The organism is Massilia sp. LXY-5 (assembly GCF_059801075.1).
In genome coordinates this window covers 541517-563317 of sequence record NZ_JBNNEH010000005.1, presented here as the reverse complement: position 1 = coordinate 563317, position 21801 = coordinate 541517, and the positions used below count along the sequence as shown (strand labels likewise).

Here is a 21801-nt window from a genome sequence, read left to right as displayed (position 1 = left end):
TATCATGCGACACATCGACATCCACAAAACCGCCGACGCGGCGAAATTCAACGGCTTCCACGCATCCCTGCTGCTGTGGTGCGCCCTGATCATCATTTGCGACGGCTACGACCTGGCGGTGGCCGGCATCGCCGTCCCGTCCATCATGAAGGACATGGGCGTCACCGCCCAGAACGCCGGCTTCATGGTCAGTTCGGCCCTGTTCGGCATGATGTTCGGCGCGATTTTCCTCGGCACCCTGGCCGACCGCATCGGCCGCCGCTGGGCGATCGTCATCTGCCTCGCGCTGTTCAGCGTCTTCACGGCCGCCGCCGGCCTCACCCACGATCCCTATGTGTTCAGCGTGATGCGCTTCCTGGCGGGCCTGGGCATCGGCGGCGTGATGCCGAACGTGGTGGCGCAGATGACCGAATACTCGCCGCGCAAGATCCGCGCCACGATGGTGACCCTGATGTTCAGCGGCTATGCCGTCGGCGGCATGCTCGCGGCCGTCCTCGGCAAGGGCCTGATCGAACAGCACGGCTGGCAGTCGGTGTTCCTGGCGGCCGGCGTGCCGGTGCTGCTGATTCCCTTCGTCCTGAAATCGATGCCGGAGTCGATGCCTTTCCTGGTCAGGCAGGGCCGTCTCGAGGAACTCAAGGCCATCGTGCTGCGCCTCGACCCGAGCTACCGCCCGCAGGCGGGCGACAGCTTCGCGCTGCCGGCGGTCGACCGTGCCTCCGGCGCGCCCGTCGGTAAACTGTTCCAGGAAGGCCGCGCCTTCTCCACCATCATGTTCTGGGTTGCCTTCTTCATGTGCCTGTTCATGGTGTATGCGCTCAGCTCCTGGCTGACCAAGCTGATGGCTGGCGCCGGCTACAGCCTCGGTTCCGCGCTGACGTTTGTCCTGGTGCTGAACTTCGGCGCCGTGATCGGCGCCGTCGGCGGCGGCTGGCTGGCCGACCGCTTCCACATCAAGTACGTGCTGGTGGCCATGTATGCGCTGGCCGCGGTGTCGATCACGCTGCTGGGCTATCCGGTATCGACGCCGGTGCTGTTCCTGCTGGTCGGCCTTGCGGGCGCTTCGACCATCGGCACCCAGATCGTCACTTACGCGTATGCTGGCCAGTTCTACCCGAGCGCGATCCGCTCCACCGGCATCGGCTGGGCTTCGGGTGTCGGCCGCAGCGGTGCCATCCTGGCGCCGATCGTGATCGGCACCCTGGTCGGCATGCAGCTGCCGCTGCAGCAGAATTTCCTGGCCATTTCGATCCCGGCCGTCGTCGCCACGATTGCCGTCTCGCTGATCCGGCATGAGCGCTCCGCGACGGCGCCCCTGCCGCTGGCTGGCGCGGTGCGCGAGACCGCCTGATCACGATGGGAGATGATATGAACCGGACCGTCTTTACAGTACTCGCCGCGAGCGCCTTGATTTCCTGCAGCGTCGATGCCGCCGCCGCGGAAGCCTACCCGAGCCAGCCCATCAAATGGGTGGTGCCCTTCCCGCCGGGCGGTGCGATGGATACGATGGCGCGCACGCTCGGCGAGAGCCTCTCGGTCAGCATGAAGCAGCCGGTCGTGGTCGAGAACCGGCCGGGCGCCGGCGGCGCGATCGGCTCCGGCATCGTCGCCAGGGCGGCGCCGGATGGCCACACCATGCTGATCGTGTCCGTCGGCCACGCGGTGAACCCGAGCATTTATCCGAAACTGCAATACGACGCCACCCGCGACTTCGAACCGGTCAGCCTGGTGGGCATCGTGCCCAACCTGCTCGTTGCCCATCCATCCGTGAAAGCCAACAACGTGAAAGAGCTGGTCGCGCTGGCGAAAGCCCGGCCGGGCAAGCTCACCTACGCGTCGGCCGGCAACGGCACGACCGTGCACCTGGCGGCCGAACTGTTCAATTCGATGGCCGGCGTCGACATCGTGCACGTGCCGTACAAAGGCAGCGCGCCGGCCGTGACCGACCTGATGGGCGGGCAGGTCGACATCATGTTCGATTCGCTCTCGTCGGCCAAGCCCTATGTCGAGTCGGGCAGGCTGAAGGCGCTCGCCGTGACCACCGCCAAACGATCGAGCGTCTTCCCGAACGTCCCGACGATTTCCGAGTCGGGTCTTCCGGGCTATGAGCTGAGCGGCTGGTATGCCGTCTTCGTGCCCGCCAGGACACCGAAGCCGATCGTGGATCGCCTCAATGCCGAACTGGTGAAAGCGCTGAAGCAGGCCAATGTCCGGGCGCGCTTTGCCCAGATCGGCGCGGAACCTGTCGGTTCATCGCCGCAGGAACTGGCGGCCACGCTGAAGACGGAAACGGCGCGCTGGGCCCAGATCGTCCGCGAGCGCAACATCAAGGCCGACTAGGGCGGCGGGGGGCGGCGCTCATGCATGCCCGGCGCCGGCGGCGCCGTACATGTGCTCGAACTCGGCCATCGGCAGCGGGCGCCCCAGCAGGAAGCCCTGCATCGAGGAACAGCCGCCATGGACCAGGAATGTTCGCTGCGCCTCGTGCTCGACGCCCTCGGCCACGATCTCGAGCTTGAACTTGCGGGCCAGCGCGATGATCGCCTCGACGATCGATCCCGAGGCCGGATCGATACCGATGTCGTGCACGAAGGAGCGGTCGATCTTCAGCGCGGAGAGCGGGAAGCGCCTGAGATAGGCCAGCGAGGAATAGCCGGTGCCGAAATCGTCGAGCGAGAAGCAGATGCCCTGGGACCGAAGCGCGTACATGCGTTCGCTAATTTCCTGCATGTTTTCGGCGAACACGCTCTCGGTCAGTTCCAGGCAGAGCCGTTTCGGGGGCGCGCCGGTGGCGTCCAGGATCGTCGCCACCGCCGCCGGAAAATCCGAATCGCGCATCTGGTGGATGCTGACGTTCACTGCCAGCTTCAGGCACGCCAGCACGGGGTCGCGCTCCCAGCGCGCGAGTGCGCGGCAGCTTTCCTCCAGCACGTACTCGCCCAGGGGAAGGATGAGGCCCGACTCCTCGGCGAAGCCGATGAAATCGTCGGGGCCGACCAGCCCGTGCTCGCCGCGCTGCCAGCGGACCAGCACCTCGGCGCCCACCAGACGCCCGTGGCCATCGAACTGCGGCTGGCAGAACAGGCGGAACTCGCCCAGCGACAGGCCGTCGCGCATCGCCAGCTCGAAGGCGGCGCGGCGGTCGGCCTCGTTCTGCATGCTGGGATCGAAAAAGCGGGCCATGTCGCGCCCGTCGGCCTTGGCGCGGTACATGGCCAGGTCGGCCTGCTTGAGCAGGGTTTCGATGTCGGTACCGGTGCTGTCGAAGAGCGTGATGCCGATGCTCGCCGTGTTCTTGAACAGGAGCGAGTCGAGCTGGTAGGGCTGGCCGAGGGCCGACAGGATCTTGTTCGCGACCCGGTCGGCCTCGGCGGCCGCGGCGCGCGGCGACATGCCCAGGTCTTCCAGCACCACGACGAATTCGTCGCCGCCAAGCCGTGCCAGCTGGTCGCTGTGGCGCACCGTGGCGCGCAGCCTCTCGGCGGTCTGGCGCAGCAGCATGTCGCCCAGGTCGTGCCCCATCGTGTCGTTGAGCAGCTTGAAGTTGTCGAGGTCGAGGTAGAGCAGGGCGCCATAATGTCCCGAGCGCCGCCCGCGCGCCAGCACGTGTCCCAGTTCCTCGATCAGGAAGCGGCGGTTCGGCAGGCCCGTCAAATGGTCGAAATAGGCCAGTTCGTAGATGTGCCGCTCGGTACGCTTGCGCTCCGTGAGGTCGGTGTTGACGCCGGAAATACGCAGCGGCCTGCCGCTGTGGTCGCGCAGCACATAGCCGCGCGACAGCACGGGCACATAGTGTCCTTCCCGGTGCCGCAGCCGGAACTCCAGGCTGTAGCCGTCGCGCGTGCCCGGCAACAGGTCCGCGAGATAGGCGCCGATCATCGCGTCGTCTTCCGGGTGCAGCAGACGGCGCCAGGCGCCGGAGTCGTCCAGCCCTTCGCCGCTGCAGTAGCCGAGCATGTTCCACCAGCGCGCCGAGTAATACACCTCGCCCGTGACCAGGTCCCAGTCCCAGGGTGCATCGGTGGAGCCCTTGAGCACGAGCCGCAGGCGTTCTTCCGATTTCTCCAGGGATTGCTGGGTCCTCTTCAAGGCCGTGCAATCGGTGAAGCAGACCACCACCTGGCGCAGGCGCCCGGCTTCGTCGAAGTCCGGGTAGGCGTTGCACAACAGCCAGGACGGCGAACCGGAACCGACGATGCCGGCGACGAGGCCCGACAGTTTGCGGCCGGTGCTCAGCACGACGTGTGCCGGAAATTCCTCGGGCGGCATGGGCGAGCCGTCCTCGCGCAGCACGGCCCAGGCGCTGGCGCTGGGGTCGACCCCGAGCAGCTGCGCTTCGCTCCGGCCCAGCAGTTCCTGGGCCAGCCGATTCGCCGAGACGATGCGGCCGTCCGGGGCATGCACAACGATACCCGCCGGCAGCTGGTCATGCAGCACGCCGGGGGAGCAGAGGAGGTCCGCTGGGGAAGAGGGCGGCATGGCAGTCGGAGAGGCAACGACAATCGGCAAGCGATCGCGGCATACTAGCAGTTTGACCCGCAGATGGCGCGCGCTTGGCCGCCGCCGTCCCCGCTGCCTGCCTGCTCATTCTCCCGTGATCTTCGCCTCTTTCACGAACTTGCCCCAGCTCTGGAATTCCCTGGCGGTGTAGTCGCCGAGCTCCTTCGGGTTCATGTACACGGCGTAGGCGCCCTGCGCTTCCGCCTTGCTCTTGAACTCCGCCGTCTGCGTGATCTTGCCGATCTCGCTCGTCAGCCTGTCGATCACCGGCTTGGGCGTACCGGCCGGCGCATACACGGCAAACCACGAACTGACGTCGAGCTTCTCGAAGCCCTTGATGGCGGCGGTGGTCGGCACGTTGGGGACGGCCGGCAGGGCCACGTCGCCGGTGATGGCCAGCGGGCGCAGTTTTCCGGTCTTGATGTGGCTGATCAGGGGAGGGGCCGTGGTGAAGGTCATGTCGACATTGCCGCCGAGGAGATCGGTGATGGCGGGGCCGGTGCCCTTGTACGGGACGTGGGTGATGTCGGCCTGCGTCAGGTGGCGGATCATTTCGCCGGTGACGTGCTGCAGCGAGCCGTTGCCCGACGAGGCGTAGCTGAGTTTACCCGGGTGGGCCCTGGCGTAGCCGACCAGTTCCGGCAGCGTCTTGACGGGGATGTCCGGGCGCACCACGATCACCTGCGGCGCCACCAGCAGGTTGGCCACCGGCGCAAAGTCCTTGATCGGGTCGAAGGGCAGCTTCATCAAATGGGGCGTGACGACCTGGTAGCCGGAGTACTGGACCAGCAGGGTATAGCCGTCGGGCTTTGCGCGCTTGACGGCCGACCCCGCGATCGCGCCCGAGCCGCCCGGCCGGTTGTCGACGACCACCGGTTTGCCCAGTGCCTTCGACAGGGGATCGGAAATCATGCGCGCGGCCATGTCGGTGGTGCCGCCTGCCGCCGAGGACACGATCAGCGTGATCGACTGGGCCGGCCAGGCCGGGTCCTGCGCCTGTGCGGCCGTGGCGGCAAGCATGCCGAGGCCGATGACGGTGTGCGAAAGCAGGTTGTGGATGGGTTTCATGCTTGTCTCCTGGTTGGTCTGATCATATGTGTGCTGCCTGAATGCGGTATCAATCCAGCTGCGCCTGCACCAGCTCTTCGAGCCTGCGTGCCAGCCGCGCCTGCGCATGTTCGCTGGCCCAGGCCACGTGCGGCGTGACCAGCAAATTCGGCAGGTCGCGCGCCAGCAGCGGGTGATCCGGGGGCGGCGGTTCGACATCGAGCACGTCGAGCGCGGCGCCGCCGATGCGCCCCAGCCGCAGGGCCTCCACCAGTGCTTCGGCGTCGACCAGTGCACCGCGGCCGGTGTTGACGATGACGGCGTCCGGCTTCATGCGCGCCAGCGCCTCCCTGCCGATCATGCCGCGCGTAGCTGGCGTCAGCGGCACGTGCAGGGTCAGCGCGTCCACGCATTCCAGCAATTCGCCAAGGGGCAGCTCATCGTCCCGGCACGGCTTGCCGGGTGCCTGGGCGAACAGCACCTGCATCCCGAGCCCGCGCGCCAGCCGCGCCGCCGCTTCGCCGATGCGGCCGCGTCCGACGACGCCGAACACGCTGCCGCCGACGTCGCGGATGCGCGGCCCGGTCCAGCAGAAGTGTCCGGAGGCGCTCCAGCGGCCGTCGACCGCGGCGGCGGCGTAGGTGACGAGATGGCGGCGCAGCGCGAACAGGGTCGCGATCACGTGCTCGGCAACGGAATCGGAACCGTAGTCGGGCACGTTGGCCACCGCGATGCCCAATTCGGCAGCGGTCTCGCGATCGATGTTGTCGGTACCGGCGGCGGCTACCGCCACCAGCCGCAACTGGCCGGCGGCGCGCAGCTGTGCGGCGTCCAGGCGCACCTTATTCGTGATGACGACCGTGGCCTCGCGGATCCGTTCCGCCACCAGCTCGGGCGTGGTCGACGGCCAGGCCGTGTAGTCGATCGTCGCCTGGTCGAAACGCAGGCCGGTCGGGAGCGTGGCCGCATCCAGGAAGACGACTTTCATGCGGCCGCTCCCGCGAACGCGCGCTGCTCCGGCATGTCCGCGCCGCCCTCCGGCATCGGATGCAGGTCGAGCCGGCGGCCGGCCTTCAGGATCTGGCTCGGCACCTCATGGCCAATCAGGCCGGGCAGCCGGGCGGCGGCGGCCAGGATCCCGTCCAGGTCCACGCCGGTGTCGTAGCCCTCCAGTTCGAGCATGTGCACCAGCTCCTCGGTGCAGACATTGCCGCTGGCGCCGGGCGCATACGGGCAGCCGCCAAGGCCGCCGAGGGAAGAATCGAAGCGGTCGATGCCCGCCGCCAGCGCGGCCAGGGTATTCGCCAGCGCCAGGCCGCGCGTGTTATGGAAGTGCAGTGTCAGCTCCAGCGCCGGGAAGCGCGCACGGGCCAGCCGGGACAGCTCGCCGACCTGGGAGGGATAGGCCATGCCCGTGGTATCGCACAGGGTCACGCCGTGCACGCCGAGGTCGGCGAAGCGTGCCGTCCAGTCCAGCACTTCGGCCACCGGCACCTCGCCCTCCATCGGGCAGCCCATCGCGGTCGACAGCGAGACGTTGACGGCGACCGGCGACTGTTTGACGACCTTGACCACCTCCGCCAGCTGGGCAAACGACTGCTCGCGGGTCATGCGCAGGTTGCGGCGGTTATGGGATTCGCTCACCGACATCACCAGGTTCACTTCGTCGACCTTGCAGGACAGGGCGCGCTCCGCGCCGCGGATGTTCGGCACCAGCACCGTGTAGACCACGCCTTCCTTGCGCCGGATCTGGTGCATCACCGCTTCGGCGTCCTTCAGCGCCGGAATCGCTTTCGGTGAAGTAAACGAGGTGACTTCGATCTTGGCGTAGCCGCACTCGCTCAGGGCGTTCACGAGCGCGATCTTGTCCTCGGTCTCGACGTAGACCGCCTCGTTCTGGAAGCCGTCGCGGGTCGCGACTTCCTGGATGTACAGACGCTGCTTGGCCATCACGGCTCCTTCAGATGATGCCGCGCGCACGCCAGGCAGCGCGGGTGGTGGAATCGATGCCGATGTCGGCCAGCACCGCATCGGTGTGTTCGCCCAGGGCCGGTGCCGCATGCAGCACCTCGCCCGGGGTCGCGCTCAGTTTGGGGACGATGCCGGGCACCTGCACCGGCGTGCCGTCCGCCAGTTGGGTGTCGAGGATCATCTCGCGCGCCTTGTAGTGCGGGTCGGCGGCAATATCGGCGACGTCGTAGATGCGGCCGGCCGGAATGCGCGCTTCGTTGAGGCGGTCCAGTACCTCGTCGAGCGTGCGCTCGGCGGCCCAGGCGCCGATCGCCGCGTCGAGGCGCGCCACGTGCCTGACGCGGCCGTCGTTGCGGGCCAGCTCCGGGTCGTCGCGCAGATCCAGCCGCTCGATGACCTCCATCAGGCGCCGGAAGATGCCGTCGCCGTTGCCGGCGATGAGCGCGTATTTGCCGTCGGCGCACAGGTAGGCATTGGTGGGGGCGATGCCCGGCAGGCTGCTGCCGGCAGCCTGGCGCACCGTGCCGAACACCGAGTATTCCGGCAACAGGCTTTCCATCATGTTGAAGACCGACTCGTACAGCGCCACGTCGACGACTTGCCCTTCGCCGCCGTTCTGGTCGCGGTGGCGCAGGGCCAGCAGCACGCCGATCACCCCGTGCAGGGCGGAGAGCGAGTCGCCGATCGAGACCCCGGCACGCACCGGCGTGCGCCCGGGTTCGCCGCTCAGGTGGCGCAGGCCGCCCATGGCTTCGCCGACCACGCCGAAGCCGGGACGGTCGCGGTAAGGGCCGGTCTGGCCATAGCCGGACACGCGCAGCATGACCAGCTTCGGGTTGATCGCATGCAGGGCCTCCCAGCCCAGGTTCCAGGCTTCCATGGTCCCGGGACGGAAGTTCTCGATCAGGACATCGGCGTCCTGCACCAGTGTACGAACGACGTCCTGGCCTTCCGGCGTGCGCAGGTCGAGCGACACCGATTGCTTGTTACGCGACTGCACCGCCCACCAGACCGAGGTGCCTTCGTGCAGCAGGCGCCACTTGCGCAGCGGGTCGCCGCTGCCGGGCGGTTCGATCTTGATGACCTCGGCGCCGAATTCGGCCAGCATCTTGCCGGCAAAGGGCCCGGCGATCAGTTGTCCAAGCTCGATGACCCGCAAGCCTCGCAGGGGTTTCGTCATGGTCGTCTCCTCGATTGTTCACGTTGTCGGATCGATAGTAGGTCTGGCGGAACCGTTTGGAAATCGGTTATTCTTCAAGGACCCTTTCCATTTCGGAAAAGCGAACCGATGCCCCCATGATCAATCCCGGCCACTTCGACCTGCAGTCCCTGCGCGTGTTCCTGCACGTGGCGCTCACCGGCAGCCTGACGCGTGCGGCGGACAAGTCGCACATGACGCTGTCGGCGCTGAGCAAGCGCATCGCGGAACTCGAGCGCACCGCCGACTGCAGCCTGTTCATCCGCCATCCGCGCGGGCTGGAACTGACCCCGGCGGGAACGGAGCTGGTGCAGCACGCGCGCGCGGTGCTCGATTCGGTGAACCGGATGGCCGATGCGATGGGCGATTTCGCCATCGGCGTGCGCGGCCATGTGCGGATCTGGGCCAACACCTCGGCGGTCACGCAGTTCCTGCCGCGCGACCTGGCCGCCTTCGTGCGCGAGGAGCCCCTGATTCGCCTCAGCCTGGAGGAAAAGGTCAGCGCCGAATCGATTGCGGCGGTGGCGGCGGGCGAGGCGGACCTCGGTATTTTTGCCGACAACGTGCCCGCGCCCAGCCTGGAAAAATACCTGTACCGGCGCGATCACCTGATGGTGGTCGTGCCCGCCGACCATCCGCTGGCCGCGCTGACGGAGATCTCGTTTTCCGAGACGCTCGAATACGACCTGGTCGGCCTGAACACGGGAAGCTCGCTGCTGCAACGCGTGACCGACGCCGCCGCCTCGCTCGACAAGGCCTTGCGCCTGCGGATCCAGGTCAGCAGCTTCGACGGCATTTGCCGCATGATCGAAGCCGGGCTGGGCGTCGGCGTGCTGCCCGACGGCGCGGTGCGCCCCGAGCACACGGGCCTGCACGCGATTCGCCTGACCGACGCCTGGGCCCGGCGTTCGCTGTGGCTGGGCGTGCGTGCGCGCGCTTCGCTGGCCCCGGAGGCGCTCAAGCTGCTCGACCACTTGCGCCATGGGGGCTAGCTTTGCCGATCCGGAAAAGCAGCTGGAGCAATCGGCAATCCAGGCCCGGGCGCGCCTGCCCTATGATCATCGTCCATTCAGGAGAATTACATGATGTCGCGTGAACGCAAACCGCTGCGGGTGCTGGTCGCCCCCGATTCCTTCAAGGGCAGCCTGCCGGCCAGCGCCGTCGCCGCCAGCATCGCCGCCGGCGTGCGCGCCGCCATCCCCGGCGCGCTGGTGAGCGAGGCCCCGATTGCCGACGGCGGCGAGGGGTCCGCCAGCGCCATCGCCCAGGGGCTGGGCGGGACCTGGCTGCAGGTCAGTGTGCGGGACGCCAACGGCGCCACGATCGCCGTGCCCTTCGCGGCCTGCACCAGCCCTGCGCTGGGCAGCTTCGCGGTGCTCGACGTCGCCGAGATCGTCGGCCTGCCGGCGGCCGTCGCAGCGCCGGGCGCACGCAGCACGCGCGGCGTCGGCCAGGCGATCCGGGCGATCCACGAACGCGGCTTCACGACGATTGCGCTCGGCCTGGGCGGATCGTCGACCAACGATGCCGGCGCCGGCATGCTGGCGGAACTGGCCCTGGTGTGTCGCGACGAAGCCGGGAACGAGCTCGATCCGGTCTTCGACAACCTGATGCGGGTGCAGTCGGTCGAGCGCCGGCCCGGTGCCGAATGGCTGGGCGGACTGCACCTGATCGGCCTGACCGACGTGACCAGTCCCCTCAACGGGCCCGAGGGCGCCAGCATGATATTCGGCGGACAAAAGGGATACGGCGACCTGGCGCAGGCCGATGCCGTGCTGGCGCATTTCGCCCGTTGCTGCACGGCCTTGCTGGGGGACGACCTGAGTCGCGCCGCCGGAGCGGGCGCCGCCGGCGGCCTGGGGTTCGCCGTGACGGTGGTGGGCGGCAGCCTGCGCCCGGGTGCGCAGTTCGTGCTCGAGGCGCACCGGCTGACGCCCGGCGCAGTCGACTACGACTGGATCATCACCGGGGAAGGGCGCTCGGACGGACAAACCCTGCTCGGCAAAGGCCCGGCCATGGTGGCGCGCCTGGCCCGTGACAGCGGGATTCCGGTGACCCTGCTGTCGGGCGCGGTCGAACTCGACCCGGCGCTGGAAGCGGCCTTCGACGGCTGCTTTTCGATCCAGCCCGGGCCGGTGAGCCTGGACTACGCGATGCGCAATGCCGGGATGCTGCTGGAACGCGCGGGCAGGCAGGTCGCCGCGCTGTTCGGCAAGGCGCACAGCCGGGGCTAGGCGCCTGCGCGAACTCCAGACGCAAGGCAAGAGGGCTCGCCCACTTCGGTGGCGAGCCCTTTTTTGTTGCTGCCAGTTCAGGAGAAAAGGCGAAAATGCACGAACACTAATCAGACGTCTGACGAGTATCTGGCGATTTAAAACACTTTCTCAGCCCGATTTCGCCTCATGGGCCTCGTAAGCCCGGCGCAGGCGCTCACGGCTGTTGCTAAGGTGGGTGCGCATCGCCGCGCGCGCCGACTCGGGATCGCGGCGGACGATCGCGGTCACGATGTCGTCGTGTTCGCGCGTCACCCGCTCGATGTACACCGACGGGGCATCGCGCGTGAACTGGACGGTGTTCTTGCGCGCTTCGGGGAGCAGCCTGGTGCCCAGGTGGTTCAGGGTGTCGTACAGGAAGCGGTTGTCGGCGGCATGCGCGATCGACAGGTGGAAGGCGGTATCGGCCTGTGCCGTCTCGGCGCCGGAACGGCAGAGCGCGAGGAAATGCGCCAGCGCGGCGTGGATCCTGGCCAGGTCGCTGTCGGTGCGGCGGCTGGCCGCCAGCCCCGCGGCTTCGGTCTCCAGGCTGATGCGCAGCTCGAGCAGGGCGAGCACGTCCTTCATCGTGACGACGCCTTCCGTCGCCATGCCCATCGGCTGGGGCGCGCCCGCCACTGCAAAAGTGCCGATGCCCTGGAAGGTCTCGACGAGGCCCGCGGCCTGCATCTGCGAGACCGCTTCGCGCACCACCGAACGGCTCACGCCGAGCGTGGCGATCACCTCCGCCTCGGAGGGAATCTTCTCGCCCGGCGCGATGCGGCCGTCGCGAATCATGTCCGAAATATGGGCCACTACGCTGTGCGCCAGGGTACGGGCCTTCTTGCGGGCCGGGAGGGGATGGGTGTCGTTCATGGATGCTTTTGTGAAAAAAATGAGACGGTCGAGATGCTTGCTATTCCAAAATGATGTGATTATACTCGGTCGTAAGTTGTCTGACGACTGGCAAGAGAAATGCGGCATTGACCGCATCGCCAGCCGCCGTTTCCACCAGCAGGTCCGAGCCGGGCCGGTCCGGGTGGCACGCACACCGCGCCGATCGCGCCAGGTGCCGGCGCAAGGACACATGCCTACCTAAACCAACGGAGGAGACGAGAGTATGTACCAGAATTGCCCACCGCAGCGACGTACCATCCTGGCGACCGCGGTCGCCCTTGCAGTCCTCAGCCTGGCCGGCGCGGCCGCGGCCCAGGAGGCCGCGCCGGCGGCGCCGATGCAGAAAGTCGAAATCACCGGTTCCAGCATCAAGCGCGTCGCCAGCGAGCAGGCGGTGCCCGTCACCACCGTCAAGGCGGAGGAGATGACCAACAGCGCGCTGACCACGGTTGCCGACGTCGTCACTTCGCTGCCGGTGGGCGCCACCAACGTGCCCTCGTCGGCCGGCGCCGGCACCAACGTCAACATGCGCGGCATCGGCATCAACCGCACCCTGGTCCTGCTCAACGGCCGGCGCCTGGCCAACGAGCCGATCTCGGACGGTTTCGTGAACGTCGACGTGATCCCGATGAGCGCATTGAGCCGGGCCGAAGTGCTGCGCGACGGCGCTTCCTCGACCTACGGCGCCGATGCCGTCGGCGGGGTGCTCAACTTCATCACGCGCCCGAGCTTCAAGGGCCTGAACGTGACGGCGCAAACCGTGCAGCCGGAACGCTCGGGCGGCGGGCGCGAATACCGGCTGTCGGTGCTGGGCGGCGTCGGCTCGCTGGCCGAAGACGGCTGGAACGTCTATGCCACCGTCGACCATCACAAGCGCAGCGCGCTCGACTCGGCCGACCGCCCGGAACTGAGCAGCCCGGAACAGCTGGCCAGCCTGGGCATCGCACCCAAGCTCAGTACCGGCACCTATGCGCAGCCGGCGAACATCTTCTCGCCCAGCACCGGCATCACCGGCAATCCGTATTATTCGAAAGGCTGCACGGCGCCGTACTCGGTACCCGCGCCGAAGAATACCTGCGCCCTGAGCGCCAACTATATCCTGGCGCTGCCGGGCAATGCGCAGACCACCTTCTTCAGCAAGGGCAGCCTGCGCCACGGCGACGACAAGCTGTTCACCGCCGAGCTGCTCTACGCAAAGGAACACATCAAGACGCAGAAGGCGCCGACGACCAGCGTCGGCTTCAACGGCGTGACCATGAAGATCACGCCGAGCAGCCCGTATTATCCAGGCGGAAGCGCCGGCGTGCCGGCCATCGCCGGCATCAACGGTTCGCCCCTGAACGTATCCTGGAGCGTGGCCGAACTCGGCCCGGCGATCGCCGACGACGAGCAGCAGAACATGCGCCTGGTGCTGGCCGACGAGGGCAAGGCCCTGGGTTGGGATTACCGTCTCGGCTTCGTGTACGCGGCGGGCCGGCGCGACTCGTACTTCGTGCGCGGTTACCTGAACGGCCCGCAGTTGAACGCCGGTGTCCTGAACGGCATCCTCAATCCCTTCGGCACCCAGGATGCGAAGGGCCTCGACTACCTGAAAAGCATCTCGGTCGACGGCAACCAGATCCGCCACACGACCAACGTGTACACGGGCGTCGACACCACCTTCACGCGCGAACTGGTTCAACTGGGCGGCGGCGCGCTCACCCTCGCCACTGGCGCCGAATTCCACCACGACGGCGACGAGGACCGCTCGCTCGACGGCGACGCCCTGGTCCCGTACCAGAACCGCATGCCGAGCCACTCCAGGGGCAGCCGCAACATCGCGGCCGCCTTCGCCGAGCTCGACCTGCCGTTCACGAAGGAACTCGACGTCGGCCTGGCAGTGCGCGGCGACCGCTATTCCGACTTCGGCAGCACCGTCAACCCGAAGCTCACCGTGCGCTGGCAGCCGACGAAGCTGCTGATGCTGCGCGGCTCGGCCAGCACGGGCTTTCGCGCCCCGACCATCTTCGACCGCTACGGCTACCGGCTTCCGGGCGCCACCGCGCTGACCACTGCCAGGTGGGATGACCCGCTCCTGTGCCCGGGTGGACGGATGGGCGTGCCCGGCACCGGCACGGCCGTCGCCGGCGCCAATCCGCTGGTGGTCTGCAATGCCATCCTGCCGATCCAGCAGGGCAGCAACCCGGACGTGGAGCCGGAGAAGGCGCGCAATCTGACCGCCGGCGTGGTGGTCGAGCCGATCCGGAACGCCACCGTTTCGGTCGACTGGTACGACATCCGCGTCCGGAACAGCATCGGCGTGCTGGCCCAGAATGCGATCTTCACCAACACCGCCAAGTACGCCGACCTGTTCGTCAGGAACCCGGACGGCTCGCTCGCCTATGTGAAGGACACCACCGACAACCTGGGCGACCTGCGCACCAGCGGCGTCGACCTGGGCCTCCAGTACAAGCTCCCGCGGAATCCACTGGGCGACTTCCGGGTCGGGCTGGAGGGCACCTATGTGACCCGCTTCCAGACCCAGAACGAGAAGGGAGGCGAATGGATCTCGAACCTGGGCCGGTTCGGTTCCATCGGTTCGGGCAACGTCAGCTCGGCCCCGACCTACACCTTCCGCTGGAAGCACACGGCGCGCCTGTCGTGGAACAGGGCCGACTGGTTCGGCCAGCTGACCAACTTCTACAACACCGGCTACCACGACCTGAACAACGTGCTGCCGGAGTTCCGGCGCGACATCAGCTCGTATTCGATCTGGAACCTGACGGCCGGCTACAAGGGCATTCCCCACACCACCATCCTGGTCGGCGTCAGCAACCTGGCCGACACCAGGCCGCCGGCGACCAACTCGAACGCGACCGGCTACGCGAACAACGTGTCGAGCCCGATCGGCCGCGCCTGGAACCTGCGCCTGAGTTATGACCTGTGATACGGACCTGTAATACGGACCTGTAAGTGCATGGCCGGGCGTGCGCCGCCCGGCCGTTTTTTGACCATTTTGAGAGCAGCAGATGAAAATTGAACGCGTCCAGGGAACTGTGTTCCACTACCTGAGCAGCCGTACCAGCGACAGCGCCGGCCATTCCCACCCGGGCCCGGAAAAGCGCGTGACGATGGCGATGCTCACCATTACCACCGACGACGGCCACCGCGGCCATGCGTTCGGCCCGGTCGAGGTGATCCGCCCGCACATCCTGGAAGCCTTCGCGCGCAAGGTGCTGATCGGGCAGGACGCCTTCGACCGCGAGCGCCTGTGGCAGGACCTCGAACACTGGCAGCGCGGCAGCGCCGGCCAGCTGACCGACCGCGCGCTGGCCGTGATCGAGCAGGCCCTGTGGGACCTGGCCGGCCGCGCGCTGAAGACGCCGGTATATAAACTGCTCGGCGCCTACCGCGACAAGGTGCCGGCCTACGGCAGCACGATGTGCGGCGACCAGCTCGAAGGCGGCCTGTCCACGCCCGACGACTACGCGCGCTTCGCCGTCAAGCTGGTCGAACGCGGCTACAAGGCGATCAAGCTGCACACCTGGATGCCGCCGGTGTCGTTTGCGCCCAGCGTCTCGATGGACATCAAGGCCTGCGCCGCGGTGCGCGAGGCGGTCGGACCGGACATCGCCTTGATGCTGGACGGCTACCACTGGTACAGTCGTACCGACGCGCTGACCATCGGACGCGCGCTCGAGCGCCTGAACTTCGCCTGGTTCGAGGAGATGATGAACGAACAAAGCATCGCGTCCTATGCCTGGCTTGCCGGCCAGCTCGATATTCCGATCGTCGGGCCCGAATCGATCGCCGGCAAGCACCACAGCCGCGCCGACTGGGTCAAGGCCGGCGCCTGCGACATCCTGCGCGCCGGCGTGCCGGGCGTGGGCGGCATTACGCCGACCCTGAAAGTGGCGGCGCTGGCCGACGCCTTCGGCATGAACTGCGAAGTGCATGGCAACGGCGCGGCCAACCTGGCGGTGACGGCGGCGATCAAGAACTGCCAGTGGTACGAGCGCGGCCTGCTGCACCCCTTCCTCGACTACGACCAGGTCCCGGCCTACCTCAATTCGCTGGCCGACCCGATGGATGCCGACGGTTTCGTCCACCTGTCGCAGCAGCCGGGCCTGGGCGAAGACATCAACTTCGGCTACATCGAAGCGCATACCGTGGAAACCTACTGAGCGATGAACAAGATGATCGCATGGCTGCGCCGGGCGGTGCAGGCTGGATTGGCGGTGGTGGGGGCGGTGGCCTGCATGGCCGCCTTCGCCGCCACCCCGAAGGACCAGCTGGTGATCGGCATGAACATGAACAACCTGCTGTCGCTCGACCCGGCGGGCGCCACCGGCAACGACGTGCTCGGGGTGGTGGCCAACCTGTACGACTACCTGGTCGAACTCGATCCGCAGGATTTGAGCCAGGTGCGGCCGGCGCTGGCCGAACGCTGGGAGATCGCCCCCGACCGCATGAGCCTCACGCTGACCCTGCGCGAAGGCGTGCGTTTCCAGTCCGGTAACCCGCTGACGGCCGAAGACGCGGCCTGGTCCTTGCGCCGGGTGTTGAAACTCAACCTGGCGATGGCCTCGCCTTGGAAAAGCTACGGCTTCAAGGCCGCCAACGTCGAGCGCCTGATCCGCGCCGAGGACGCGCGTACCCTGCGCATCGACCTGCCGGAAGCGACCGATCCGCGCATGGTGCTCTATACGCTCGCCACCTCGGTCAGCGCGGCGATTCTGGATCGCCAGGCCGTCATGGCGCACCAGAAGAACGGCGACCTCGGTGCGGCCTGGCTGCTGACCCACGCCGCCGGTTCGGGTCCGTTCGCGCTGACCGAATGGCGCGCCAAGGACGCCATGCTGCTCGACCGCTTCGACGGCTACTGGCGCGGACCGGCCAGATTGCGGCGCGTGGTCATGCGCCACATCGGCGAATCGCTGTCGCTGCGCTTCATGATCGAGCGCGGCGACGTCGACCTGGCCGCCGGCATGGCCGGTCCCGACATCGAGGCGCTCAAAAAACATGGGGGCGTGGTGGTGCAGCCGGTCCTGCGCGGCACCTCCTACTATGTGGCCGTCAGCATGAAGGATCCGCACTTTGCCGATCGCCGGGTGCGGCTCGCCCTGCGCAGCCTGATCGACTACCAGGGCATCAACGCGGCCATCATGCCGAATTACGGCGTCAGCCACCAGCGGCCGGTCATGATCGGCCTGGCGGCTACCTTGCCCGATCCCGGCTACCGGCTCGATCCGGCGGCCGCCAGAAAACTGCTGGGCGAGGCGGGCTATCCGAAAGGCTTCGCCACCACGATCCGCGTGATGTCGGATCCGCCGCTGATCAACATCGCCACTTCCTTGCAGGCGACGCTGGCGCTGGCCGGCATCGACGCGAAAATCCTGTCGGGCACCGGTAACCAGGTCTACGGCGCGATGCGCGAGCGCAAATTCGAGATCATCGTCGGCCGCGGCGGCGGCGGGGTCGAACCGCATCCGCACGCCAACCTGCGCGCCCTGGTCTACAACCCGGACAACAGCGACGCCGCCCGCCTGACCAATTTCCAGGGCTGGCGCACTAGCTTCCACGATCCCGAGATCAACCGCCTGATCGAGGAGGCGGTGCGCGAGCGCGACCCGGCCGTGCAGGACGAGATGTACCGCCGCATCCAGCAGCGTTACGAACGCGAAGTCGGCGCCATCCAGCCGGTCTCGCAAATGGTCGAAACGGTCGTGCTGAGCAAGCGCGTTCACAACTACATCGGCCACCCCTCGGCCACTACCCACCTGCGCGATGTTTACAAAGACTGAGATGGCCTCGACTACCTCCTGGAGACCCGACCTGGCCCGCTGGCGCGCCCGCGCCGGCGCCATGCGCGGCCGCCTGGCCAGCACCGCGCTGACCCTGCTCGGCCTGCTGGTGCTGACCTTCTTCATCGGCCGCGTGATGCCGGTCGACCCGGTGCTGGCGCTGGTCGGCCCCGACGCGGACGCCTCGATGTACAAGGAGGCGGCGGCCCGGCTCGGGGTCGACCAGCCGGTCTGGGTGCAGTTCGGGCGCTATATCGCCGAACTCGGGAGCGGCAACCTGGGCACCTCGCTGCTGACCGGGAACGCCGTCACCGCCGACATCGCGCGGGTGTTTCCCGCCACCGTGGAACTGGCCACACTGGCCATCGTCCTCGGCGCGCTGGCCGGCGTGCCGCTCGGCGTGTTTGCCGCCACCCGGCGCGGCGGCCTGGGCGACAACGTGGTGCGCGTCATCAGCCTGTCCGGCTATTCGGTACCGGTGTTCTGGTTCGGCATGATGGGTTTACTGGTGTTCTACGCCTGGCTGGGCTGGGCCGGCGGCTCGGGGCGCATCGCGCTCGAATACGACGGCGTGGTGCCGCGCGCGACCGGGCTGCTGCTGGTCGACACCGCACTGGCCGGCAACTGGGCGGCCTTTGGCAACGCGGTCAAGCACATCACGCTGCCGGCCTGCATCCTCGGCCTGCATTCGATGGCCTTCATCAGCCGCATGACGCGCAGTTTCATGCTGGCCCAGCTGTCGCAGGAATACGTGCTGACGGCGCGCGTAAAAGGGCTGCCGGAATGGCGGGTGGTGTGGCAGCACGCCTTCCGCAACATCCTGGTCCAGCTCCTGACGATCGTCGCGCTGGCCTATGGCGGCCTGCTCGAAGGCGCGGTCCTGATCGAAACCGTGTACGCCTGGCCCGGCTTCGGCCAATACCTCACCAACAGCCTGCTGCTGGGCGACATGAACGCGGTGATGGGCTGCGTACTCATCGTCGGCATCATCTTCGTGACCCTGAACCTGGTCTCCGATGCGCTGTATAAAATCTTCGATCCGCGGATGAAATGATGACTACCTCCCTGACGATTACCTACACGCCGGCGCAGGCGCGCAGCGAAAGCCTGCTGCGCGCGGCGCGCCACCTGCTGCACAATCCCATGACCCTGGCCGGCTCGCTGGTGGTGCTGCTGCTGGTCGCGGTCGCCCTGTGCGCACCGCTGATCGCCAGCCACGATCCGCTGGTTCAGGACCTGTCGATGGCGCTGCGCGCGCCCGACGGCGTCCACTGGTTCGGGACCGACGAGTACGGCCGCGACGTCTTCAGCCGCGTCGTCCACGGCGCCCGCACCACGCTGTACATCGTCGCCCTGGTAACGGCCGTGGTCGGGCCGGTCGGGCTGGCGGTGGGCGCGGTGTCCGGCTATTTCGGCGGCATGGTCGACACCGTGTTCATGCGCGTGACCGACATTTTCATCTCCTTCCCCAGCCTGGTCCTGGCGCTGGCTTTCGTGGCGGCGCTCGGCCCGGGCCTCGAACACGCGGTGATCGCCATCGCGCTCACCGCCTGGCCGCCGATCGCGCGCCTCGCGCGCGCCGAGACCCGTTCGCTGCGCAAGGCTGATTTCGTCGCCGCGGTCCAGCTGCAGGGCGCTTCGCCGCTGCGCATCCTGTTGCGCCACATCGTGCCCCTGTGCCTGTCCTCGGTGGTGGTGCGCCTGACCATGAACATGGCCGGCATCATCCTCACCGCAGCCGGCCTGGGCTTTCTCGGCCTGGGCGCGCAGCCGCCGGTGGCGGAGTGGGGCGCCATGATCTCGGCCGGGCGCCGCTACATGATGGAGTGCTGGTGGCTGGTGGCCATGCCCGGCGCGGCGATCATGCTGGTCAGCCTGGCCTTCAACCTGCTGGGCGACGGCCTGCGCGACGTGTTCGATCCGCGCAGCTGAAAGGATGACGATGAACGAGCTCAAACTCGATGTACAGGAACTCGGGGTGCGTTTCGCGACGCGCGACGGGATGGTGGACGCGGTCCGCAACGTGTCGTTCACGCTGGGCCGCGAAAAGCTCGGCATCGTCGGCGAATCCGGCTCCGGCAAGTCGACCGTGGGACGCGCGCTGCTCAAACTCCATCCGGCCAGCGCCCGCATCGATGCGAAGGTGCTGCGCTTCGGCGACACCGACCTGCTGCGGGCCGACGAAAAGGCGATGCGGGCGATACGCGGGCGGCGCATGTCGATGATCATGCAGGACCCGAAATATTCGCTGAACCCGGTAATGAGAGTGGGCCACCAGATCGCCGAGGCCCTGCTGGCGCACCGCAAAATGCCGCGCGCGCAGGCGAAAGACAAAGTGATCGCGATGCTGGAGGCGGTGCGCATCCGCGATCCGCAGCGGGTCTACGACAGCTATCCGCACGAGATCTCGGGCGGCATGGGGCAGCGCGTGATGATCGCGATGATGCTGATCCCGGAACCGGAAATCGTCATCGCCGACGAGCCGACCTCCGCGCTCGACGTCTCGGTCCGTGCCCAGGTGCTGGCCGTGCTCGACGAACTGGTGACCGCGCGCGGTTTGGGGCTGATCTTCATCAGCCATGACCTGAACCTGGTGCGCAGCTTCTGCGACCGCGTGCTCGTGATGTATGCCGGCCGGGTGGTCGAATCGATCGCCGCCGCGGACCTCGACAATGCGCGCCATCCCTACACGCGCGGCCTGCTGGCCGCCTTGCCGGACATGGACCATCGCCGGCCCGTGCTGCCGGTGCTGCAGCGCGACCCATTGTGGCTCACCCCGGAGGAAGCAGCATGATTGCAGTCGATGCCCTGAACCTGAGTTTCGGGACCGGCGCCGCCGCCCACAAGGTGCTGAGCGACGTGTCGTTTTCGGTGGCAGAAGGAGAATCCTTCGGCCTGGTCGGCGAGTCCGGCTCGGGCAAGACCACCGTGCTGCGCTGCCTGGCCGGCCTGTACCCGCACTGGACCGGCAAGGCCAGTATCGACGGCCAGGCCTTGAAACCCGGCATCGACCGCGCGCGTTGCCGCCAGATGCAGATGGTGTTCCAGGATCCCTACGGTTCGCTGCACCCGCGCCATACGGTCGACACGGCCTTGTCGGAACCGCTGCGCATCCACAGGATCGGCGATATCGACGGGCGCGTGTCGCGCATCCTGGCGCGGGTCGGCCTGAACGACTCGTTCCGCTACCGCTATCCGCACCAGATGTCGGGCGGGCAGCGCCAGCGGGTGGCGATCGCGCGCGCCCTGGTCCTCGAGCCGCGCATCCTGCTGCTCGACGAGCCCACCTCGGCGCTGGACGTCTCGGTGCAGGCCGAGATCCTGAACCTGCTGGCCGAACTGCGCGAGCGCGATGGCCTGACTTACCTGATGGTGACGCACGATCTGGGCGTGCTGGTGCACCTGTGCAACCGCGTCGCGGTGATGCAGGAGGGGCGCATCGTCGACATCCAGGCCAGCGCCGCCCTGGTCGACGGCAGCAGCGTGCATCCCTATACGCGCACGCTGGTCGAGGCCACGCGCAATTTCAGCGCCAGGCCGATCGCGGCCTGAGCGGGCGGAGCGGGCAGAGCTTACTGCTTCAGCGCTTCGACCTGGATCGCCAGCTTGACGGTCGGGTTGAAGCCCATTTGCACGCCGTAGTCGATGCCGAAATCGCTGCGGTTGAAGCTGGCCGAAGCATCGGCGCCGCAGACTTCGCGCTTGAACATCGGGTGCTGGATGCACTTGAACTGGTTGATGCTCAGCTTGACCGGCTTGGTCACGCCGTGCAGGGTCAGCTCGCCGTCGACCGACACGGGCTTGTCGCCCTTGAAGGTGATCGACTTCGACTTGTAGGTCGCGGTCGGGAATTTGGCGACGTCGAACATGTCCGGACCCTTGGCGTGCTCGCTCATCTTGGCGTGGCCGAAGTCGAGGGTGCTGGCATCGATGGTGATGTCCACGCTGCCGGTTTTCGCTGCGCGATCGAGAACGATGTTGCCGCTCGTGTTCGTGAACTTGCCGCGCCAGATCGACAGGCCGCCCATGTGGTCCGCCTCGAAGCTCGGGAAGGTGTGGTTCGGCTCGATGGCATAGGTGTCGGCGGCGATGGCGCCGGTGGCGGCGGTCAGGGCAAAGATGGCGGCGGCGATGTGCTTGATGTTCATGTTGT

18 protein-coding genes are annotated in these 21801 nt (G+C 67.5%); 11 read left to right on the top strand and 7 right to left on the bottom strand.

What is annotated here, in order from left to right:
* Positions 1-4: 4 nt before the first annotated feature.
* Both ACI48I_RS17615 and ACI48I_RS17610 read left to right on the top strand, forming a co-directional pair.
* The gene (locus ACI48I_RS17615; protein ID WP_193686017.1) at positions 5-1351 is read left to right on the top strand and encodes an MFS transporter; all 1347 of its coding nucleotides are present in this window, start codon (positions 5-7) and stop codon (positions 1349-1351) included.
* A gap of 17 nt (positions 1352-1368) precedes the next feature.
* Positions 1369-2340, top strand: a complete 972-nt coding sequence (locus ACI48I_RS17610) for a Bug family tripartite tricarboxylate transporter substrate binding protein (RefSeq protein WP_193686016.1) — start codon at positions 1369-1371, stop codon at positions 2338-2340.
* Positions 2341-2358: 18 nt separating this feature from the next.
* Here the strand turns inward: ACI48I_RS17610 and ACI48I_RS17605 are convergent, their stop codons facing one another.
* The 5 genes from ACI48I_RS17605 to ACI48I_RS17585 all read right to left on the bottom strand — a co-directional run bounded on the left by ACI48I_RS17605 (position 2359) and on the right by ACI48I_RS17585 (position 8698).
* The gene (locus ACI48I_RS17605; protein ID WP_193686015.1) at positions 2359-4479 is read right to left on the bottom strand and encodes a putative bifunctional diguanylate cyclase/phosphodiesterase; all 2121 of its coding nucleotides are present in this window, start codon (positions 4477-4479) and stop codon (positions 2359-2361) included.
* A 105-nt stretch (positions 4480-4584) separates the two neighbouring features.
* A complete protein-coding gene (locus ACI48I_RS17600) occupies positions 4585-5568 on the bottom strand; it encodes a Bug family tripartite tricarboxylate transporter substrate binding protein (protein ID WP_193686014.1) in 984 nt (327 codons plus the stop codon).
* A gap of 49 nt (positions 5569-5617) precedes the next feature.
* Positions 5618-6535 carry an NAD(P)-dependent oxidoreductase gene (locus tag ACI48I_RS17595; protein ID WP_498574936.1) on the bottom strand — a complete coding sequence of 306 codons (918 nt, stop codon included), beginning with the start codon at positions 6533-6535 and terminating at the stop codon, positions 5618-5620.
* Positions 6532-7497: a hydroxymethylglutaryl-CoA lyase gene (locus ACI48I_RS17590; protein WP_498574935.1), complete on the bottom strand. Its 966-nt coding sequence runs from the start codon at positions 7495-7497 to the stop codon at positions 6532-6534. The genes ACI48I_RS17595 and ACI48I_RS17590 overlap by 4 nt, the downstream gene beginning before the upstream one ends.
* Positions 7498-7507: 10 nt before the next feature.
* On the bottom strand, positions 7508-8698 hold the full coding sequence (locus tag ACI48I_RS17585) for a CaiB/BaiF CoA transferase family protein (RefSeq protein WP_498574934.1): 1191 nt from the start codon (positions 8696-8698) through the stop codon (positions 7508-7510).
* A gap of 116 nt (positions 8699-8814) precedes the next feature.
* Between ACI48I_RS17585 and ACI48I_RS17580 the strand changes: the two genes are divergently transcribed.
* Both ACI48I_RS17580 and ACI48I_RS17575 read left to right on the top strand, forming a co-directional pair.
* Complete coding sequence (locus ACI48I_RS17580) at positions 8815-9708, top strand: LysR family transcriptional regulator (RefSeq protein WP_193686010.1); 894 nt, start codon at positions 8815-8817, stop codon at positions 9706-9708.
* A 90-nt stretch (positions 9709-9798) separates the two neighbouring features.
* The gene (locus ACI48I_RS17575; RefSeq protein ID WP_227496480.1) at positions 9799-10950 is read left to right on the top strand and encodes a glycerate kinase; all 1152 of its coding nucleotides are present in this window, start codon (positions 9799-9801) and stop codon (positions 10948-10950) included.
* Between the two features lie 150 nt (positions 10951-11100).
* On the opposite strand, the gene ACI48I_RS17570 is transcribed toward ACI48I_RS17575, so the two are convergent.
* Positions 11101-11844: a FadR/GntR family transcriptional regulator gene (locus tag ACI48I_RS17570; protein ID WP_193686009.1), complete on the bottom strand. Its 744-nt coding sequence runs from the start codon at positions 11842-11844 to the stop codon at positions 11101-11103.
* A gap of 244 nt (positions 11845-12088) precedes the next feature.
* Here ACI48I_RS17570 and ACI48I_RS17565 point away from each other — a divergent pair, with 244 nt between their 5' ends.
* The 7 genes from ACI48I_RS17565 to ACI48I_RS17535 all read left to right on the top strand — a co-directional run bounded on the left by ACI48I_RS17565 (position 12089) and on the right by ACI48I_RS17535 (position 21200).
* A complete protein-coding gene (locus tag ACI48I_RS17565; RefSeq protein WP_498574933.1) occupies positions 12089-14791 on the top strand; it encodes a TonB-dependent receptor plug domain-containing protein in 2703 nt (900 codons plus the stop codon).
* Positions 14792-14873: 82 nt separating this feature from the next.
* Complete coding sequence (locus ACI48I_RS17560; RefSeq protein WP_498574932.1) at positions 14874-16028, top strand: mandelate racemase family protein; 1155 nt, start codon at positions 14874-14876, stop codon at positions 16026-16028.
* Between the two features lie 3 nt (positions 16029-16031).
* Positions 16032-17648: an ABC transporter substrate-binding protein gene (locus ACI48I_RS17555; RefSeq protein ID WP_498574931.1), complete on the top strand. Its 1617-nt coding sequence runs from the start codon at positions 16032-16034 to the stop codon at positions 17646-17648.
* A 1-nt stretch (position 17649) separates the two neighbouring features.
* A complete protein-coding gene (locus ACI48I_RS17550) occupies positions 17650-18702 on the top strand; it encodes an ABC transporter permease (protein ID WP_498574930.1) in 1053 nt (350 codons plus the stop codon).
* Entirely contained in the window at positions 18699-19580 is an 882-nt protein-coding gene (locus ACI48I_RS17545) for an ABC transporter permease (RefSeq protein WP_193686006.1), read from the top strand. The genes ACI48I_RS17550 and ACI48I_RS17545 overlap by 4 nt, the downstream gene beginning before the upstream one ends.
* A 10-nt stretch (positions 19581-19590) precedes the next feature.
* Positions 19591-20442: an ABC transporter ATP-binding protein gene (locus ACI48I_RS17540; protein ID WP_193686005.1), complete on the top strand. Its 852-nt coding sequence runs from the start codon at positions 19591-19593 to the stop codon at positions 20440-20442.
* Positions 20439-21200 carry an ABC transporter ATP-binding protein gene (locus ACI48I_RS17535; protein WP_193686004.1) on the top strand — a complete coding sequence of 254 codons (762 nt, stop codon included), beginning with the start codon at positions 20439-20441 and terminating at the stop codon, positions 21198-21200. The genes ACI48I_RS17540 and ACI48I_RS17535 overlap by 4 nt, the downstream gene beginning before the upstream one ends.
* A gap of 20 nt (positions 21201-21220) precedes the next feature.
* Here the strand turns inward: ACI48I_RS17535 and ACI48I_RS17530 are convergent, their stop codons facing one another.
* A complete protein-coding gene (locus ACI48I_RS17530; RefSeq protein ID WP_193686003.1) occupies positions 21221-21796 on the bottom strand; it encodes a YceI family protein in 576 nt (191 codons plus the stop codon).
* Between the last annotated feature and the right edge of the window lie 5 nt (positions 21797-21801).

Excerpts from the sequence above, each read along its gene's own strand:
- ACI48I_RS17615 (WP_193686017.1), top strand. The coding sequence starts at position 5 with ATGCGACACATCGACATCCACAAAACCGCCGACGCGGCGAAATTCAAC.
- ACI48I_RS17610 (WP_193686016.1), top strand. The coding sequence starts at position 1,369 with ATGAACCGGACCGTCTTTACAGTACTCGCCGCGAGCGCCTTGATTTCC.
- ACI48I_RS17605 (WP_193686015.1), bottom strand. The coding sequence starts at position 4,479 with ATGCCGCCCTCTTCCCCAGCGGACCTCCTCTGCTCCCCCGGCGTGCTG.
- ACI48I_RS17600 (WP_193686014.1), bottom strand. The coding sequence starts at position 5,568 with ATGAAACCCATCCACAACCTGCTTTCGCACACCGTCATCGGCCTCGGC.
- ACI48I_RS17595 (WP_498574936.1), bottom strand. The coding sequence starts at position 6,535 with ATGAAAGTCGTCTTCCTGGATGCGGCCACGCTCCCGACCGGCCTGCGT.
- ACI48I_RS17590 (WP_498574935.1), bottom strand. The coding sequence starts at position 7,497 with ATGGCCAAGCAGCGTCTGTACATCCAGGAAGTCGCGACCCGCGACGGC.
- ACI48I_RS17585 (WP_498574934.1), bottom strand. The coding sequence starts at position 8,698 with ATGACGAAACCCCTGCGAGGCTTGCGGGTCATCGAGCTTGGACAACTG.
- ACI48I_RS17580 (WP_193686010.1), top strand. The coding sequence starts at position 8,815 with ATGATCAATCCCGGCCACTTCGACCTGCAGTCCCTGCGCGTGTTCCTG.
- ACI48I_RS17575 (WP_227496480.1), top strand. The coding sequence starts at position 9,799 with ATGATGTCGCGTGAACGCAAACCGCTGCGGGTGCTGGTCGCCCCCGAT.
- ACI48I_RS17570 (WP_193686009.1), bottom strand. The coding sequence starts at position 11,844 with ATGAACGACACCCATCCCCTCCCGGCCCGCAAGAAGGCCCGTACCCTG.
- ACI48I_RS17565 (WP_498574933.1), top strand. The coding sequence starts at position 12,089 with ATGTACCAGAATTGCCCACCGCAGCGACGTACCATCCTGGCGACCGCG.
- ACI48I_RS17560 (WP_498574932.1), top strand. The coding sequence starts at position 14,874 with ATGAAAATTGAACGCGTCCAGGGAACTGTGTTCCACTACCTGAGCAGC.
- ACI48I_RS17555 (WP_498574931.1), top strand. The coding sequence starts at position 16,032 with ATGAACAAGATGATCGCATGGCTGCGCCGGGCGGTGCAGGCTGGATTG.
- ACI48I_RS17550 (WP_498574930.1), top strand. The coding sequence starts at position 17,650 with ATGGCCTCGACTACCTCCTGGAGACCCGACCTGGCCCGCTGGCGCGCC.
- ACI48I_RS17545 (WP_193686006.1), top strand. The coding sequence starts at position 18,699 with ATGATGACTACCTCCCTGACGATTACCTACACGCCGGCGCAGGCGCGC.
- ACI48I_RS17540 (WP_193686005.1), top strand. The coding sequence starts at position 19,591 with ATGAACGAGCTCAAACTCGATGTACAGGAACTCGGGGTGCGTTTCGCG.
- ACI48I_RS17535 (WP_193686004.1), top strand. The coding sequence starts at position 20,439 with ATGATTGCAGTCGATGCCCTGAACCTGAGTTTCGGGACCGGCGCCGCC.
- ACI48I_RS17530 (WP_193686003.1), bottom strand. The coding sequence starts at position 21,796 with ATGAACATCAAGCACATCGCCGCCGCCATCTTTGCCCTGACCGCCGCC.